Origin of the sequence: Kitasatospora sp. MMS16-BH015, assembly GCF_002943525.1 — a bacterium.
Taxonomy (GTDB): domain Bacteria; phylum Actinomycetota; class Actinomycetes; order Streptomycetales; family Streptomycetaceae; genus Kitasatospora.
Map to the genome: position 1 here is coordinate 8,382,187 of NZ_CP025394.1, position 16,901 is coordinate 8,399,087.

Genomic DNA, 16,901 nt, shown 5'->3' on the forward strand with positions numbered 1-16,901 from the left:
CTTCCGACCGCAGAGGAGCACCGCCTTGCACCGCGCCCACATCGTCCTCGACCGGCAGGCCGTCGTCGCCCCGGTCCGGCGCCGCACCTTCGGCTCCTTCGTCGAGCACCTCGGCCGCTGCGTCTACACCGGCATCTACGAGCCCGAGCACCCCAGCGCGAACAAGGACGGCTTCCGGATGGACGTCGTCGACCTCGTCCGCGAGCTCGGCAGCACGACAGTCCGCTACCCCGGCGGCAACTTCGTCTCCGGTTTCCGCTGGGAGGACTCGATCGGCCCGCGCGAGAAGCGCCCGGTGCGCCGCGACCTGGCCTGGCACTCCCTGGAGTCGAACCAGGTCGGCCTGGACGAGTTCGCGGCCTGGCTGAGGCTGACCGGCTCGGAGCTGATGCTGGCCGTCAACCTCGGCACCCGGGGCATCCTGCCCGCCCTCGACCTGCTGGAGTACGCCAACCACCCGTCCGGCACCGCGCTTTCGGACCTGCGTATCGCCAACGGGACGCCGGAGCCGCACGACATCCGGATGTGGTGCCTCGGCAACGAGATGGACGGGCCCTGGCAGACCGGCTTCCTGGACGCCGAGGACTACGGCAAGCTCGCCGCCCGTACCGCCGCTGCCATGAAGATGGCCGACAAGGACCTCGAACTGGTCGTCTGCGGCTCCTCCTCGGCCGGCATGCCGACCTTCGGCGACTGGGAGCGCACCGTGCTGGAGCACGGCTACGACTACGTGGACCACATCTCCTGCCACGCGTACTACCAGGAGCACGACGGTGACCTGGGCTCCTTCCTCGCCTCGGCCCTCGACATGGCCTCCTTCATCGACGGCGTCGCCGCGACCATCGACCACGTGGGCGCCAAGAAGCACTCGAAGAAGAGGATCGGCATCTCCTTCGACGAGTGGAACGTCTGGTACCAGACCCGGCACCAGGAGTCGGGCGAGGTGAACGAGGAGTGGCGGCACGCGCCCCGGCAGCTGGAGGACGTCTACAGCGTGGCCGACGCCGTGGTGGTGGGCAACCTGATGATGACCCTGCTGGGGCGCAGCGACCGGGTCGCCTCGGCCTCGCTCGCCCAGCTCGTCAACGTCATCGCGCCGATCATGACCGAGCCCGGCGGTCCGGCCTGGCGGCAGACCACCTTCCACCCGTTCTCGATCACCAGTCGGCTCGCCGCCGGCGAGGTGATCCGTCCCGTGATCGAGTCGCCGACGTACACCACGGCACGGTACGGCGCGGCGGCCGTCGTCGACGCCGTCGCCACCGTGGAGGAGGACCAGTCCGCGCTCTTCCTCGTCAACCGCGGCCTCGCGCAGCCCGCCCAGGTCACCGTCGACGTCCGCAGTCTCGGCTCCTCGCGCGTCCTGGAGGCGCTCACGCTCGCCGACCAGGACGTGTACGCGAAGAACACCCTCGCCGCGCCCGACCGCGTGGTACCCCGGCCGAACGCGAACGCCACGCTGGCCGACGGCCTGCTCACCATCGAGCTGCCGCCGGTGTCCTGGACCGCCGTCGCGCTCGGCTGAGTCACCCGGTCGTCCGGAGTGGCCGGCTGCTCGAGACCCAAAATGTGAACGCTAACAGAAAGTGTGAACGCTAACACCAGGGAGTGGACCTGTGGAGATCACCAGACGTCAGCTCGGCCGGCTCACGGCGATCGGCACGGGGGCACTGCTGCTGCCCGGCCTGCTGCCACCGGGCGGGGCAGCGGCAGCAGCCGTACCTCCGGCCGGGACGTGGGGCGACCAGGGCGACGGCACCTACGTCAACCCCGTCCTCCCGGGTGACTTCAGCGACTGGGACTGCATCCGGGTCGGCAACGACTACTACGGCATCACCAGCACCTTCGGGTACTCGCCCGGCGTGGCCGTCCTGCACTCGACGGACCTGGTCAACTGGCGGACGCTCGGCGGCGTGGCCGGCGACCTCACCGCCATCGGCCCGGCGCTGAACTGGGACCAGATGGGACGCTACGGCCGCGGCGTGTGGGCCGGGTCCATCCGTTACCACGCGGGGCGGTACCGGGTGTACTTCAACACCCCCGACGAGGGCTTCTTCATGTCCTCGGCCGCCTCGCCGGCCGGGCCGTGGGATCCGGTGACCTCGGTGTGGCGGACCTCCGGCTGGGACGACCCGTGCCCGTTCTGGGACGACGACGGCCAGGGCTACCTGGTCAGCTCGCACTACGCGGACGGCTACAAGATCAACCTGTTCAAGCTGTCCGCCGACGGCAAGTCGCTGGTCGGCACGCCCACGGTGATCCACCAGTCGTCCGGCAGCGAGGCCAACAAGCTCTACAAGATCAACGGGCTCTACTACCACCTGTACAGCGAGGTGAAGCCCGAGGGCCGGGTGCTCATGATGAACCGCGGCTCCAGCCTCTACGGCCCGTTCGAGACCAGGCAGTTGGAGCACGTCAACGCCGCAGTGGACCGCGAGCCCAACCAGGGCGGGCTGGTGCAGACCCCGGACGGCAGCTGGTACTTCGTGACCCACCACGGCCACGGCGACTGGGAGGGCCGGCCGCTCTCCCTGCTGCCGGTGACGTGGGTCGACGGCTGGCCGATCCTGGGCCAGGTGGGCGCGGACGGCATCGGCTCCATGGTGTGGACGGGCCAGGTGCCCGCCGGCGGCACACCCGGCCTGCCCCTCGACGCACTGCCGCCCGTGGTGACCGGCGACCTGTTCACCGAGAGCAGCATCAAGCCGCAGTGGGAGTGGTACTACCAGCCCCGCGCGGACCACTGGTCGCTGACCGAACGCCCCGGCTACCTGCGGCTGAAGGCCTTCGCACCGCTGGCGGCCGACAACCTGACCAAGGCGGGCAACACCCTCACCCAACGCGTGCTGCGCCCGGCCGGCGGCGCGACGGTGACCGTCCGGCTCGAACTGGACGGCCTCGCCGACGGCCAGCGCGCCGGGCTCTGCCACTACGCCGCCACCTACGCCGGGTTGGGCGTCCGGCGCTCCGGCGCCACCACCACGATCTCGCAGAACGTGAACGGCACCCTCACCGACGGCCCGGCGCTCACGCAGAACGTCCTCTGGCTGCGCACCACTTGGGACGTGAGCGGGGTCAGCCGGTTCTCGTACAGCCTCGACGGTCTCGCCTTCACCTCCTTCGGCGCGACCTACCAGCTCACCTGGGGCGGCTACCGGGGCGACCGGGTCGGCCTGTACACCTACAACCCGAACGGCACCGGCTACGTCGACTTCGACTCGGTGGAGTACACCCTCGGCGCCGCCAAGGCGTACAAGGTGGTGAGCGTGCGCAGCGGCAAGGTCGCCGACGTGGGCGGTGCCTCGACGGTGGACGGCTCGGGCCTGGTCCAGTGGACCGACAAGGGCGCGCCGAACCAGCAGTGGCTCTTCCAGTCCACGGCGGACGGCTACCACACCGTCAGGTGCGTCCACAGCTGCAAGGTGCTCGACGTGGCGGGCTCCTCGACGGCGGACGGCGCACGCGTCGTGCAGGCCACCGCCGACGGACGGGCGAGCCAGCAGTGGCAGCTGCGCCCGCAGGGCGGCGGCGAGTTCACGCTGGTCAACCGGAACAGCGGCAAGGTGCTCGACGTGAGCGGGGGCAGCACGGCCGACGGCGCGGCGCTGATCCAGTACGCCGACCGCGGCAGCACCAACCAGCGGTGGACCTTCCAGCGACAGAACTCCTAGGACGGACAGTGATGAGACCTCTCATCCCCGTGGTCCGCAAGGCGTCGGTGGCGCTCGCGGCGGCCCTCTCCGCCACGCTGCTGACCGCTCTGGCAGCACCGCCCCCGGCTGTGGCGGCCTCGACCGCGACCCAGGCGACGTACTACGTCGCGCCCGGTGGTGACGACGCCAACCCCGGCACGATCACGGCGCCGTTCAAGACCCTCCAGCACGCCCGGGACGTCGTCCGCACGGTCGACGGCTCCATGACCGGGGACATCAACGTCCTGCTCCGGGGCGGCACTTACCCGGTGAGCAGCACGATCGACTTCACCTCGGCCGACTCCGGCACGAACGGGCACCGGGTCGTCTACGCCGCCTACCCGGGTGAGAAGCCCGCCCTGGAGGCGGGGGTTCAGGTGACCGGCTGGACGCAGCACAGCGGGAACATCTGGCAGGCCACCCTCAACCGCGATGACAAGCTCCGCGCGCTCTACGTCAACGACAGGCGCGCTCAGATGGCGTCGAAGACGGTCAACTCGGCCGATTGCTACGGCACTTACACTGTCACGGCGGGCCAGGCCCCCTGGGCCTGGGACTCGGGCTCGCAGTGCGACGGGGCCAAGTACGGCCTCTCCGACCTGCCCGCCGTCGCCGCCAACCAGGACGACGTCGAGATCAAGTCGACGAGTACCTGGAACACGGCCATCGTCGGAGTCCGCCAGATCACCACGAGCTCGGACGGCGCCAGCCGGGTGGCCCTGTTCCAGGAGCCCGGCGCGGCCATGGCCCAGGGATCGCCGTACGCTGGCTTCGTCGCCGGCAGTGGCAGTCAGACGATCATGAACGCGTTCGAATTCCTTGACCAGCCGGGCGAGTTCTACTTCGACAAGAGCACCCACACGCTGTACTACGACAAGTCCGGCTCCGAGGACATGACGACGGCGCAGGTCTTCGCGCCGAACAACCTCGCCACCCTCATCCACGTGGCCGGCACGTCCACCACCGACCACGCGCGGAACATCACGTTCTCCGGGCTCACGATCGAGCACTCCGACTGGAACCTGGTCGAGGTCGCGGGCTCCGTCTTCCGGCAGGGCCAGCAGGGCAACGCCGGCACCAACGTGTACGCCAGGAAGAACTTCCACGCGTACACCTACCGCAACGTCGACCTGCCGCCCGCGGCCGTCCAGATCGAGAACGCCGACGGGATCGTCCTGCAGGGCAACACGGTGCAGCACACCGGCGCCGACGGGATCACCCTGGCCAACGACGTGACGGACACCCAGTTGACCGGCAACGTCACGAACGACATCGCCGGGTCCGCCGTCACCGTGGGACACCCCCAGCACGTGTACATCGGTGACCAGACCTCGACGAACAACGAGAAGTACCCGGTGAACGTCGAGGGCCTCTGCAAGAATGTCACCGTCACGGACAACTACCTCCACGACAGCGCAGTGCTGTTCCAGGGCTCCAGCGCCGTGTCGGCGTACTTCGTCGACTCCCTCTCCGTGCAGCACAACCGGATCGAGAAGTCCCCGTGGGCGGGCATCACGCTCGGCTGGGGGTGGTGGAACTTCGACGGTTCGACCAACTCCGTCAACCCCGGGAACCCGACCACCACGGCGCGGAACAACACCGTCAAGTACAACGAGATCTTCGACACGATGCAGGTGCTCGGCGACTCCGCGCCCATCTACACGCTGGGCAGCCAGCCGGGAACGGAGGTCAGCGACAACTACATCAAGGGCGTCCCGGCCGGCCACCGGTACGGCCTGCACCCCGACGAGGGCTCCGCCTTCATCAACGAGCACGACAACGTGCTCGACGTCGACCCGGGCGTGTACTTCGCCATCAACTCCGGTACCTGGGGCCGGCAGCACGACCTGACCCTCACCAACAACTACGGCACCGTCGACAAGATCGCCGGCCGGAGCATCCCGAACAGTACCGTCACGGACGTGAAGGGCTACGGGGACAACGTGTGGCCCTCGCAGGCGTACTCCATCGCTCTCAACGCGGGGCTGGAGGACGCCTACAGGGGACTTCTGCCCGCCGCCGCCGCGGCTGCGCAGGACTACGCGCTGCCCGCGAGCACGTTCGCCGGCACGGGCGTGCTGACCGTGCCTGTGCGCAGCCCCAAGGACGCGGCCAAGACGCTCTGGCTGGCTCCCGCCGGTACGACGACGTTCGCCGCCGGTCCCACCATGACCAGCGCGAGCGGTACTTCGACGAGCATCGGCGTCCCGAAGGCGGCGGGTGACTACCACCTCTACGTCGTGGACGCCCAGGGGAACGCGTCCGCCGCGTCGAACGCGCTCGTGCGGCAGCGCTGGAACCACGTCGACGACAAGGCCGCGGGGGTGACCTACTCCGGGACCTGGTCGAACTGGAACGACGCGAAGGACATGAACGGGTCCGAGAAGTACACGGGCACCGCGGGCAACTACGCCGAGTTCTCGTTCACCGGCTCGGGCGTGCGGTACCTCGGCATGACGCAGCCGAACATGGGCAAGGTGGACGTCTACCTCGACGGCACCCTGACCCGGGCGGGCCTCGACGCCTACGCCCCGACGGTGACCAAGCAGGTGCCGCTGTTCGAGAAGACGGACCTGGCCGCGGGCCCGCACACGATCAGGGTGGTGTGCACCGGGACGAAGAACACCGCGGCCTCCGCCGCCGTCTGCGCGGTGGACGCGTTCGCCGCCATCTCGTTCCCCGCGACGAACGCCAACTACAAGATGCTGAACAAGAGCAGCGCCAAGGCGGTCGACGTGTCCGGCGGATCGTTGTCCGCCGGAGCCGGCGTCATCCAGTGGAACGACTCCGGAGCCGGGAACCAGAACTGGCGCTTCGTCCCGGTGGGTGACGGCAGTTACCAGGTCGTCAGCCGCAACAGCGCCCTGGCCCTGGACGTCAGCGGTGCTTCCACGGCGGACGGCGCGGCCGTCGTCCAGGCGACCGCCGGCGGCGGCGCGGACCAGCACTGGGCACTGGTCGCCACCGGAAACGGCTACTACAAGATCAAGAACGTGAACAGCGGCAAGCTGCTCGACGTGTCCGGAGCCTCGACCTCGGCGGGCGCGCAGCTCGTCCAGACGGCGGACACCAGCACCGACAGCCAGCTGTGGAGGGTGGTCAACGTGGACTGACCCCGTCCGCGACCGACGACGCGGGGGCTCCGGCAGCGGCACCGGCACCTCCTTCCGGTCCGCCGGGCTCGCCGATCCGTCCTGGTCGTCGTTCCGCTCGCACAACCACCCGGACCGCTGCATCCGGCACTGCGACCACGGGCTGCGCATCCACCCGATCTCCACCGCGACCGGCAGGGCGGACGCCGCGTTCTCGTTCTGGTACTGAGGCCGTGCATCCTCCTGGCGTCATGCGACGCCAGGAGGGCGTCACGTGCCGGACACATCCTTGTTACCGGCGTTGGCTTTCGCCGTCTCATCTACGCGCGGATACTCGGGTCTACGCGCGGATACCGCCGCCCGTTCACCCCCAACTCCACTGTGAGGAACGGTAGATGATCGCCGTACGTAACATGCGCAGCAGCGCTGCTCTCGCCGCCTCGGCCCTGCTCGCGGCCACCGTGACCGGGCTCGCGGGCCCGGCCGCCCCCGCTGCGGCGGCCACGCCCCACCGGATCCTGTTCGACAACAGCAAGGGGGAGACGGCCGGCAACGCCGACTGGATCATCTCCACCAGCCAGCCCGACCCGCTGGCCGAGAACGCCAACCCCACCACCGAGAAGAGCTGGACGGGCGGGATCTCCGCCTGGGGCGTCGCCCTCCAGAAGACCGGGCAGTACAGCCTGAAGACGCTCCCGTCGGGCTCGACCATCAGCTACGGCACCGGCGGCACGCTGGACCTCGCGAACTTCGACACCTTCGTGATCCCCGAGCCGAACATCAGATTCAGTGCTGCCGAGAAGACCGCGATCATGAAGTTCGTCCAGAACGGCGGCGGCCTGTTCCTGATCTCGGACCACACCCAGAGCGACCGCAACAACGACGGCTGGGACTCCCCGGCGATCATCAACGACCTGCTGACCAGCAACGGCGTCAACAACACCGACCCGTTCGGCTTCTCGGTGGACCTGAAGAACATCACCACCGACAACCCCCGCGCGATCTCCGACAGCAGCAACCCGGTGCTCAACGGCGCCTTCGGCAAGGTCACCGGCAGCATCCTGCGCAACGGCACCACCTTCACCCTCAAGCCCGCCGACAATCCGGCCGTCAAGGGACTGGTCTACCGCACCGGCTACAGCGGAAGCACCGGTGCCTTCTTCGTGACCTCCGCCTTCGGCAGCGGCCGGGTGGCGGTCTGGGGCGACAGCTCGCCGGCCGACGACGGCACGGGGCAGTCCGGCAACACCCTCTACAACGGCTGGAACGACCCGGCCGGCACCGACGCCGCCCTCGCGTTGAACGCCACCGCCTGGCTCGCCAAGGCCGTCTGACCGTCCGCGCCCGACCGCCCCGGCCTCTCCGCTCCGGCGCCGCCGGGGCGGAGAGGCCAAGCACGGTGGGCCGGTGCACACCTGTCGGTCCGACGGTCGCCTCGATGGTTTGTGCGAACATACGAGGCGAGTGCCGGCTTGGCTGTGGGGCGGCAATGGTGGCCGGCCTGGCCGGCCTGGTGCACCGGATCACCGGACGAACCCGCTCCGCCACCACGTCGGCTGACCGTTCGGCCGGTGCGGCCGGGCATAGGGAGGGGGAGTACGTGAACCAGGTGCAGCTCATCTGTACGGATCTGGACGGCACGCTGCTCGACTCCCGGGGCGAGCTGAGCCCCGGGAGCATCGAGGCCGTCGAGACGGCGCGCGGTGCGGGGTTGGCCGTCGTGTGCGTCACCGGCCGACCGGTGCGCGACGCCCTGCCGCTCACCCGCAGATACGGCCTGACCGGCCCGCTGGTGTGCAGCAACGGTGCCGTGGTCGTCGACGCCGAGACCGGCGCGGTGCTGCTGCACCAGGGCTTCGACCCGGTGGAGTGCGTCTCGGTGGTCACGGAGCTGCAGGGCGCGATCCCCGGCCTGGTCATGGGGGTCGAGTCGAACGGCGGCCTCTACCTGGAGAAGGAGTTCGCCGACCTCGTCCCGTACGGCTGGCTGCACGAGCCGGTGCGCTCGGCCCGGACGGCGATCCGCGCCGACGACCCGGTGGTCAAGCTGGTGGCGGTGCACGCCGGGCTGACGGCCGAGGCGCTGCAGCGGACCATGGCCGAACTGGCCGGCGACCGGCTGGAGGTCACCCGCTCCACCGGCCGCTTCGTCGAGCTCTCCGCCCGGGGCGTGGACAAGGGCCAGGCCATGCAGTGGCTCGTCGGGCACCTGGCCGTGCCCGTCGCCCGGACCGCCGCGGTGGGCGACATGCCCAACGACCTGCCGATGCTGCGCGCGGCGGGACTCGGCGCCGCCGTGGCCAACGCCCACCCGCTGGTGCGGGAGGCCGCCCAGCTCGTCCTGCCGAGCAACGACGACGACGGTGTCGCCGCGCTGATCCACCGCTTCACCGCGGTGAGCTGACCCACCGTAAGGAGATCCCTGCCCTACCTCGCCCTCCTCGGCCGGTCCCACGTCGCCAGACTGCTCACCAGCTCGCTGGTCGGGCGGCTGCCCGGGGCGATGGCGGCCCTCGGCATCGCTCTGACGCTGCGCCACGCGGGGGGCACGCTGCGCACCGCGGCGGCCTGCGGTGCCCTCGGCGTCACCCTGGGCGCGTTGCTCCTGCTGGCCGCCAGGGCCCGGCTGGCCCCGGCGCCCGCCGCGATCTGAGGCGACCACCGGCGCGGGCCCGGTGCTGCGGCTGGGGCGTTCGGTGCTCGGCTTCTTCTCCCGCTGGTGGCAGATCGAGTCGCTGTACCGGGCCAACGCGAAGTACCGGCGCCTCGGCGCTCCCGGCTCCGCTGAGAGCCGGGAGCGCCGAGGCCCGCTGCGCCGAACCTCCGTCAGGCCGGGCCGGCCGGGGCGGGGATCAGCCGCACCGCCTCGGGGGCGTGGGCGTTGTGGCGCTCGGCCCAGGTGGTCAGGGCGCTCTGGCAGGCGTGGTCGAGGTGCCGGATGCCGGTCAGGTCCAGCTCGACCACGCGGTCGGCGGGCAGCGCCTCCAGGGTGTCCAGGAGCTTGGGCAGCCGGAGGAAGGTGGCGGTGCCCGTCAGCCGGACGCGGACGAGGCGGTCGGTCCGCTCCTCCGTCTCCACGTGCAGCCGGGAGGTCTCCCAGGCGGTCTTGAGGATCGACAGGCCCAGGCCGATCAGCACTCCCTCGAACATGTTGACCGTGACGATGGCGACGGCCGTGGCGGTGAGGACGAGGGCCTCCGAGCGGTGCTCGCGCCAGAGCGGCCCGAGCTGTTTGAACGGCAGCAGCTTGAACCCGGCGTGGACGAGCACGCCGGCAAGGGCCGCGACGGGGATGACGGCCAGGGCCGCCGGCAGCAGGGCGGCGAAGAGCAGCAGCCACAGGCCGTGCAGCACGCGGGAGGCCTTGGTCCGGGCGCCGGCCTGCACATTGGCCGCGCTGCGGACGATGACGGCGGTGAGCGGCAGGGCGCCGAGTGCGCCGCAGAGCGCGTTGCCCGCCCCCTGGGCCATCAGCTCCTTGTCGTAGTCGGTGCGCGGCCCGTCGTGGAGCCGGTCGACGGCCGCCGCGCTGAAGAGGCTCTCGGCGGAGGCGACGAGGGTGAAGGCCACGATCGTGACGATCAGGGCGGGGGTGAGGTGGTCGAGCAGGCCGGTGCCGGGCGGCTGTATCGCGTCCAGCAGGCCCTCGACCTCGACCTTCTTCACCGGGCTGCCGAGCAGCCAGGCGGCGCCGGTGGCGAGGAGCACGGCCACCAGCGCACCCGGGACCACCCGCACCTTGGCCGGCAGCCGCTGCCAGAGCAGGATCACGGCGATGGTGCCCGCGCCGATGACGAACGAGGTGCGGGCGGTGGGTGAGGAGACGAGCTGGGCCAGCAGGCCGGGCAGGCCGAGGAGCTTGCCGGTGCCGCTGGCGGGGGCCGGCCTGCCCGCCATCGCGTAGAGCTGGCCGGCGATGATGACCAGGCCGATGCCGGCCAGCATGCCCTCGACCACGGCGACGGAGATCGCGCGGAACCACCGGCCCCAGCGCAGGGCGCCGAGCAGCAGTTGGAGCAGGCCGGTCGCGGCCACGACCAGGCCGAGCGCGGGCAGTCCGAACCGCTGCACCGTCTCGGCGACCAGGACGGTCAGGCCGGCCGCCGGGCCGCTGACCTGGAGGCTGCTGCCGGGGAGCAGCCCGGTGACCAGGCCGCCGACGATGCCGGTGATCAGGCCGAGTTCGGCGGGGACGCCGGAGGCGACGGCGACGCCCACGCACAGCGGCAGGGCGACGAGGAACACGACGAGTGAAGCGGTGAGGTCGTACTTGAGAGTGGGAAAACGCATGGGAGCCCTCATCCGTGGAGGTTCGGCAGGGATGGACCGCGTGGTCACAGCGGCAGGAGGTCGTCGGTGCCGGGGCGGTGGGTGCGGACCGCTCCGGTGTGCACCGCGCGGCTGGGTGTGCAGCTTCGCCAACTGGTCCGGCACGTGGCGCTGTACGGGGCCGGCGCGGGCGCGGTCGGGTGCCGATCAGCAGCGGAACACCTGGAGGACCGCCGCTCTGGGCTGTCTGCGGGCCCAGTACGGCGCCTCGGGGGCACGGGCCGGCCGGGCGGCGGGGCCGGGGGAGGGTGCTTCGTCGGTGAGGACGGCGGTCAACTCAGGCCGACGCTCGGGGACTTCGGCGATCCGTGCCCGGGCCCAGCAGAGGCCGGGTGCGTTCTTGGGAGCCGGCGCCTCCTCGGCGAGTTTCGCCTGTGTGACGACCCGTGAGCCGGCGTCCTCCCGGAGGAGCGCGGACGCCGGCTGGGACAGCACCAGCACGCCGAGCACGGCCAGGAGGACCACGGCGACGGCGCCGACCAATCTCCTGACCGAGGACATTGCCGAGTCCTTCCTTGTTCTTGACTACCCCTTGGCACTTCTGTCGGAGATGACGACCGTGGACCGGGGCGAGTTCCGAAGGCCGGTGAACTCTTCGTGAATCACTGGTGGATGATGCCGCGTCAGCGAGCCGGGGCCAGCAGCTGGGTGGCGGCCGGTTCGGCGTAGAGCTCGTCCCGTTCGAGGAGTTCCGCGTGGGTGCCGACGGCCCGGACGCGGCCGGCGTCCATCACCACGATCCGGTCGGCGCCGGTCACCGTGGACAGGCGGTGGGCCACCACCAGGACGGTGGTCTCCCGGGCCGCCTGCGCCACGAGGTCGCGCACGGCCGGCTCGTTGACCGCGTCCAACTGCGAGGTCGCCTCGTCCAGGAGCAGCAGCCGGGGCTTGCGGAGCAGGACGCGGGCGATGGCGACGCGCTGGCGCTCGCCGCCCGAGAGCTTGGACCCCCGGTGGCCGACCAGGGTGTCCGAGCCGTGGTGCCCCGGCGCAGCGGGCCGTCCTGTGCGAACGCGCCGAGATCCCGCACGGCACCCTCGAGGCCGGCCCGACCGCCGAAGGCGGGTACCGGGTCAGCCTGCGGATCCCGCTCGCTCCCAACGCCGACTGAGACGGCGGGGCCCCGGCGGCTGCCGGTGGGTTCTCCGGCTGTCGACCTGGTCTCAGCCGTTCAGTCGCCGTCGTGCTGCGCCTGGACTTCGACCACCAGGGCGTGGCCGGGGCGGTTGGCCAGATCCGGGGCGGCCAGGCCGACTTGGGCGAGGTAGCGGCCGGTCAGGGTGAGGGCGGTCGCCCGCTTCGCCCAGGCGGGCCAGGTGTGGTCGGGGGCGGAGAGCTCGGGGCGCACCCGGAGGGTGTAGCGGGTCTCGGGGCCCAGGCCGGGGAGGCGGACGGGGGCGCCGCGCTCGGTGACGGAGGTCGCCAGCTGGACGTAGGCGAAGAGGGCGTGCGAGCGGTCCCGGGAGACGACGCCGTGCACCCAGGCGGCGGGGTCGGGGTGGTCGCCGCGGACGAGGTCCCCCTGGTGGAGCAGCGGCCGTAGCTGCTTGTAGGCGCCGACCCAGGCGGTGAGCGCGCTCAGGTCCTCCGTCGACCAGGCCGAGATGTCCGACTCGATACCCGCGTGCCCGAACAGGGCGGTGGCGCAGCGGAAGGCGAGTACGGTGTCGCGGTGGCTGATGTGGGCGGGGGCGGAGCCGACGTGGGCGCCGATCAGTTCGAGCGGCAGGAGCAGGCCGGTCCAGCGCTGGACGGCCTGGCGTTCGATGGGGTCGATGTTGTCCGACCCCCAGATCCGGTCGGTGCGCTCCAGGATGCCGAGGTCGGCGCGGGCGCCGCCGGAGGAGCAGGACTCGATCTCCAGACCGGGATGGCGGGCGCGGAGTTCGTCCAGCAGCCGGTAGACCGCCGTAGTCTGTGCGTGCACGCCGGGCCGGCCGTCGTGCACGGCGTCGGCGAGATCGCGGTTGTGATCCCACTTGACGTAGTCGATGCCCACGTCCTTGACCAGGGTGCCGATCCGCTCCAGCAGGTAGGCATAGGCGTCCGGGTGCGCGACGTCCAGGACGTGCTGGCTGCGCTGCTCGAACGGGAAACGGTCGGGGTCGGCGAGGAGCCAGTCGGGGTGGGCGCGGGCGAGGTCGGAGTCGGGGTTGACCATCTCGGGCTCGAACCAGAGGCCGAACTGCAGGCCGAGCCCGTGGACGTGGTCGGCGAGCGGGCGGAGCCCGTCGGGCCACACCGTCTCGTCCACGTACCAGTCGCCGAGGCCGGCCCGGTCGTGGCGGCGGTGCCGGAACCAGCCGTCGTCCACCACGAACCGCTCGACGCCGACCTCCGCCGCGGTCCCTGCGAGGGCGCGCAGCCGCTCGGGGGAGTGGTCGAAGTAGACGGCCTCCCAGATGTTCAGGGTGACCGGCCTGGCGGTGGCCGGGTGCTGCGGCCGGGCGCGGAGCAGGTCGTGGAATCCCCGGCTGATCCCGTCCAGCCCCGTGCCCGAGGCCGCGAAGTACACCCACGGGCTCTGGTACGACTCGCCCTCCGCCAGCCGGACTTCACCCGCCTCCAGCAGTTCGCCGCCGCCGAGGACCGCCGTCCCGTCGGCCAGCCGCTCCGCGTACTGGACGTGGTTGCCGCTCCAGGCCGTGTGCACGCCCCAGACCTCGCCCTGGCGGAAGCCGAAACCCTCGGTGCCGGCGAGCAGCAGCCCGGCGTCGAAGCCGGTGCGGCCGCGCCGGCTCTCCCGCGACCACACGCCCTGCCGCAGCGGAGCGCGCTGGGGGGAGCGCTCACGGGCCCAGCGGCCCGCGAAGTCCAGCAGTTCCACGGCGTGGGCGGGCAGCGGGAGCACGCAGGCCAGTACGTCCAGGGTGTAGGCGTCCGCCGCCGTGTTGATCAGGGTGTGGCGCAGGCGCACCACGGCCTGCGCCGTCAGCTCCAGCTCGGTCTCCAGCGCGAGCCCCGCGCCGGGGTCCAGGGCCCGGACGTGGACGGCGCCGCCCCGGCCGTCCTCGGCCCGTACGGCGACCGGTGCGGCGAGCTCGAGGCGCAGGGGGCGGACCCGGCCGTCGCGGTGCCCGGCCAGCACTGGGCGTCCGAACCAGCCCCAGCCGCGGCCCTGGGCGGGCATCAGGCTTCCGGCCTGGTGGCGCGGGGTCCGGCCCATGGCGTCGAGCACCTGCGCGGCGTCGCCGGCGCGGAGGCCGGGATCGACGCCCCAGTGCAGCACCCGGGGCAGTTCGGGCCCGGTGGTGTCGAGGGCGAGGGCCGTGTCACCGGCCGACAGCACGACGAGGTTCGGCTCAGTCATTCGATCCACTCGTTCAGGGGGTCACGGAGTCGGGCAGCCGCGCCCCACGGAAGTGGAGCGCGGCTGCCCCGTCGGGCGGGTGGCCTGCCGCCGGTCCTGCGGAGCCCGGGCAGCGGGTCATGAACCGCCCGGCCGGCGGCCTACTGGGCGATGAAGGACCACTGCAGGTTGGCGCTGCCGTTCCACCCCCACTGCTTGGTGACGGAGCCGGAGGCGACCTGGCCGCCGCCGTCCAGGACCAGGCCCGTGGTGCGGTTGGCGATGCTGTACAGGCCGCTGCCCCGGTTGGTGATCTGCCACTGCTGGTTGTTGCCGCCGTTCCAGGCGGCCTGCTGCGCCGGTGCCCCGTTCGCGGTGGAGCCCCAGCCGTCGGCGACCATCCCGTTGGTGCGGTTGACCAGCTTGTAGTAGCCGTTGCCGAGGTCGACCGCTTGCCACTGGAGGTTGGAACTGCCGTCCCAGCTCCACTGCTTGAGGTTGCTGCCCGAGGCGACGTTGCCGCCGCTGTCCAGGGCCAGGCCGTCGGTGACGTTGCTGATCCGGAAGTACGTGGCCGGATTGAAGGCCACCTTCAGCGAGGTGATGGCGTCGTTGTTGCCGGTGGCGCGCAGGTCGGAGTTGTCCGCGCTGAAGGTCCACGCCGTGCCGGTGAAGTTGTCGCCGGAGTACCCGATCAGCTGGTAGCCCGCCGGCACCCGCAGGGAGGAGATGCTCCGCGCCGCCAGACCCGCGCTCTGCAGCTGGGCGGCCGTGTAGGAGCCCAGCACCAGGCCGGCTGCCGCGCCCGCGTAGGAGACGTCGCCGTACGCGGTGACCACACCGGTGCCCCCGGGCCGCAGGACGGGGATCTGCCCGGAGAAGGTGAACTTCAGCACGTAGGCGAGGGCGTTGAACGGGGCCGAGGAGGACGGCAGGGTGAGGTGCAGGCCGTCGCCCGCCTGGGTCGGGGCGGGCAGGCTGGTGTACGTGCCCGCGGTCGGGTTCAGCAACTGGACCGAGCTCAGGGTGCCGAGGTCGATGCGGTCGCTCGCCAGGGTGCCGACGGTCGTGGAACTCCCGGGCCAGCCGAGGACGGTGGCGTACAGGACGGTGCCGTCCTTGCTGCGGGTGAACCGGAAGTCCTTGTTCGTGCCCGCCACTGGGGTGGTGAAGGAGCCGCCGCCCATCTTGGTCGGCCCCTCCCCGTAGACCGTCCAGGCCCGGGTGGAGTACAGCGACTCGCCGAAGCGCTTCAGGTGGTCGCCGATGCCCAGCAGGACGTCCTGCTGGCCCTGCGGGATCGTCCCGTCCGCCATCGGGGCGATGTTGAGCAGCATGTTGCCGTTCTTGCTGATCCGGTCGATCAGCGCGTGCAGCATCTGCTGGGTGGAGTAGTAGCCGATGCCCTGCGTGTAGCACCAGCTGCTGCTGGAGATGCTGTCGTCGGTCAGCCAGTAGGGGCTGGTGAGGTCGCCCGGGCCGCCGCGCTCGTAGTCGAAGACCTCGCCCTTGTTGTCGTAGCCGTCCTTGTAGGTGGCCACGACCTCCTTGCCCCAGCCCAGGGCCTGGTTGTAGTAGTACGACAGGAAGTTCAGGCGCTGCGTCTCGTCGACCTTGTTGAGGTCGAAGTCCTCCCAGAGGATGTCCGGTTGGGCCAGGTCGACGACCTCCTTGAGCTTGTCGTACCAGAGCTGGTTCTCCGCCGTGCTGCCCAACTGGCCGAAGAGCTTCTGCAGGCTCGCGGTCGGCTGCGCCGGCACGTGGTCGTAGTAGCCGTTGAAGTTGTAGGCGTGGTGCATCGCCACCAGCAGCTTCAGGCCCTTGCCCCGGATCGCGTCGCGGAAGATCTGCAGGAGGTTCAGCTTCGGCCCGCGCTGCACCGAGTTCCACTCGTTGACCGTGCTGTTCCACATCGAGAAGCCGTCGTGGTGCTCGGCCACCGGCCCGGCGAACCGGGCGCCGGCGTCCACGAAGAGCTGGGCCCAGGCGTCCGGGTCGAAACTCCCGCCCTGGGAGGCCAACTTGGGCGCGAACTGCACCCAGTTGCCGGCCTTGTCCCTGGCCCCGCCGAGGAAGTTGTTGTAGGGCCAGACCGATGGGTCCCCGTAGGTGGCGATGTGATGGCTGTTCACGTCGCTGCCGCCGATGTACATGTTCCGCGGGTACCACTCGCTGCCGTAGGCCGGGACGCTGAAGGCGCCCCAGTGGAAGTAGATCCCGAACTTGGCGTCCTGGAACCACTCCGGGGCCGGCGGGTGCTGGTCCACCGAGGCCCAGGTGGGTGAGTAGGACGAGGGAGCAGCGATCGCCCTCGCCGTACCGAGCGTCAGATTCGCCGTCGCGGCGGCAACGATGCCGGCGGCGCTCGACAGGAAGACACGTCTGTTGATGGCCATGGCTGGATCCTTCGATGGTGGGTGGGGGTGTTCCGGGCCGGCCGCCGAAGCTCGCGCAGCGCAGGCAGGGCGTGCAGGGCGTGCAGCGCGTGCAGCGCGTGCA

At 71.1% G+C, this 16,901-nt stretch carries 10 protein-coding genes and 2 pseudogenes; 7 read left to right on the forward strand and 5 right to left on the reverse strand.

The window, feature by feature from the left end:
* Positions 1-25: 25 nt before the first annotated feature.
* The 7 genes and pseudogenes from CFP65_RS36140 (at position 26) to CFP65_RS39500 (ending at position 9,437) form a co-directional block, all read left to right on the forward strand.
* Positions 26-1,525 carry an alpha-N-arabinofuranosidase gene (locus CFP65_RS36140; RefSeq protein ID WP_104820138.1) on the forward strand — a complete coding sequence of 500 codons (1,500 nt, stop codon included), beginning with the start codon at positions 26-28 and terminating at the stop codon, positions 1,523-1,525.
* A 91-nt stretch (positions 1,526-1,616) separates the two neighbouring features.
* Positions 1,617-3,671 (forward strand): family 43 glycosylhydrolase, encoded by a 2,055-nt coding sequence (locus CFP65_RS36145; protein WP_104820139.1) that lies wholly within the window; start codon positions 1,617-1,619, stop codon positions 3,669-3,671.
* Positions 3,672-3,682: 11 nt separating this feature from the next.
* The gene (locus CFP65_RS36150) at positions 3,683-6,805 is read left to right on the forward strand and encodes an RICIN domain-containing protein (protein WP_104820140.1); all 3,123 of its coding nucleotides are present in this window, start codon (positions 3,683-3,685) and stop codon (positions 6,803-6,805) included.
* Positions 6,806-6,872: 67 nt separating this feature from the next.
* Positions 6,873-7,013: pseudogene (locus CFP65_RS36155) on the forward strand (AbfB domain-containing protein); the annotation flags it as partial.
* A 166-nt stretch (positions 7,014-7,179) separates the two neighbouring features.
* Entirely contained in the window at positions 7,180-8,118 is a 939-nt protein-coding gene (locus tag CFP65_RS36160) for a hydrolase (protein WP_104820141.1), read from the forward strand.
* A 266-nt stretch (positions 8,119-8,384) separates the two neighbouring features.
* Positions 8,385-9,188, forward strand: a complete 804-nt coding sequence (locus CFP65_RS36165) for a Cof-type HAD-IIB family hydrolase (RefSeq protein WP_158702549.1) — start codon at positions 8,385-8,387, stop codon at positions 9,186-9,188.
* 99 nt (positions 9,189-9,287) lie between these two features.
* Positions 9,288-9,437 carry a hypothetical protein gene (locus CFP65_RS39500; RefSeq protein WP_158702550.1) on the forward strand — a complete coding sequence of 50 codons (150 nt, stop codon included), beginning with the start codon at positions 9,288-9,290 and terminating at the stop codon, positions 9,435-9,437.
* Positions 9,438-9,610: 173 nt separating this feature from the next.
* On the opposite strand, the gene CFP65_RS36170 is transcribed toward CFP65_RS39500, so the two are convergent.
* From CFP65_RS36170 to CFP65_RS36190, 5 genes and pseudogenes are all read right to left on the reverse strand, one after another.
* On the reverse strand, positions 9,611-11,074 hold the full coding sequence (locus CFP65_RS36170; RefSeq protein WP_254552746.1) for a SulP family inorganic anion transporter: 1,464 nt from the start codon (positions 11,072-11,074) through the stop codon (positions 9,611-9,613).
* A gap of 186 nt (positions 11,075-11,260) precedes the next feature.
* The gene (locus CFP65_RS36175) at positions 11,261-11,614 is read right to left on the reverse strand and encodes a hypothetical protein (protein WP_158702551.1); all 354 of its coding nucleotides are present in this window, start codon (positions 11,612-11,614) and stop codon (positions 11,261-11,263) included.
* A 122-nt stretch (positions 11,615-11,736) separates the two neighbouring features.
* Positions 11,737-12,090 (reverse strand): annotated as a pseudogene (locus tag CFP65_RS36180) (ATP-binding cassette domain-containing protein); the annotation flags it as partial.
* A 194-nt stretch (positions 12,091-12,284) separates the two neighbouring features.
* Positions 12,285-14,423 (reverse strand): alpha-galactosidase, encoded by a 2,139-nt coding sequence (locus CFP65_RS36185; RefSeq protein WP_104820145.1) that lies wholly within the window; start codon positions 14,421-14,423, stop codon positions 12,285-12,287.
* Positions 14,424-14,563: 140 nt separating this feature from the next.
* Positions 14,564-16,798: an alpha-L-fucosidase gene (locus CFP65_RS36190; protein WP_104820146.1), complete on the reverse strand. Its 2,235-nt coding sequence runs from the start codon at positions 16,796-16,798 to the stop codon at positions 14,564-14,566.
* Positions 16,799-16,901: the final 103 nt, after the last annotated feature.

Bases quoted from the DNA above. Each gene is read 5' to 3' on its own strand.
- CFP65_RS36190 (WP_104820146.1), bottom strand. From the start codon at position 16,798: ATGGCCATCAACAGACGTGTCTTCCTGTCGAGCGCCGCCGGCATCGTT.
- CFP65_RS39500 (WP_158702550.1), top strand. From the start codon at position 9,288: ATGGCGGCCCTCGGCATCGCTCTGACGCTGCGCCACGCGGGGGGCACG.
- CFP65_RS36185 (WP_104820145.1), bottom strand. From the start codon at position 14,423: ATGACTGAGCCGAACCTCGTCGTGCTGTCGGCCGGTGACACGGCCCTC.
- CFP65_RS36150 (WP_104820140.1), top strand. From the start codon at position 3,683: ATGAGACCTCTCATCCCCGTGGTCCGCAAGGCGTCGGTGGCGCTCGCG.
- CFP65_RS36175 (WP_158702551.1), bottom strand. From the start codon at position 11,614: ATGTCCTCGGTCAGGAGATTGGTCGGCGCCGTCGCCGTGGTCCTCCTG.
- CFP65_RS36160 (WP_104820141.1), top strand. From the start codon at position 7,180: ATGATCGCCGTACGTAACATGCGCAGCAGCGCTGCTCTCGCCGCCTCG.
- CFP65_RS36170 (WP_254552746.1), bottom strand. From the start codon at position 11,074: ATGCGTTTTCCCACTCTCAAGTACGACCTCACCGCTTCACTCGTCGTG.